1 protein-coding gene and 1 pseudogene are annotated in these 500 nt (G+C 62.4%); both read right to left on the bottom strand.

The genetic code is table 11. The annotated features are described in order from the left end of the window. Positions 1–370, bottom strand: a 370-nt coding sequence (locus A3764_RS01515) for a beta-1,6-N-acetylglucosaminyltransferase (RefSeq protein ID WP_150122044.1), incomplete at its 3' end; no start/stop codon positions are given. After that, positions 367–500: pseudogene (locus tag A3764_RS25810) on the bottom strand (glycosyltransferase family 2 protein); the annotation flags it as partial. The pseudogene A3764_RS25810 and the gene A3764_RS01515, both read right to left, overlap by 4 nt.

The raw sequence follows: 500 nt of genomic DNA, 5'->3' as shown, positions 1-500 counted from the left end.
CGCTTTCGATGAAGTCGGTCCGGGGGCGCGAGGCGAGGTAATCGATAAGCTCCTGCACCGGGCGCAGCGGCAAACAGGAACCCGAGGCAAGGTAGACGTGCCGCACCTTGGGAAAGCTGGCCAGCATCATCTCTGAAGCGGCCTGTGTTCCCGCGACGAGCCCCCAGGTGCCCCATTCGCAGCGATACCGTTCGCAAAACCGGATGTCCGGCACATCGGACAGCGCCTTCACGAAGGTATCGAAGGTCGCCTTCGGCACGTGGCGATCCACGTGAATCACAACCGGGCAGCCCGCGGCGGACCAATGCCGCGCGACCTGCTCTGCACGGCCAAGCGCCGTGTGCACCAGCATGACGATCCCGACGCTCACGCCCAGTTCCCTTTCGACATCAGCCCCAATATTTCGAGCTGTCGCCAGTTTATGTAGCGCTCCGACCATTTGCACCAGAGGTCCTGTCCCAGGGAGAGGTGTAACTTCTGGTAGCGCTTTTGGTGGCGTC

Origin of the sequence: Sulfitobacter sp. HI0129, from assembly GCF_001635395.1 — a bacterium.
Taxonomy (GTDB): domain Bacteria; phylum Pseudomonadota; class Alphaproteobacteria; order Rhodobacterales; family Rhodobacteraceae; genus Sulfitobacter.
Note: the sequence above shows the minus strand (reverse complement) of the source record. Positions and strands in the feature narration are given on the sequence as shown.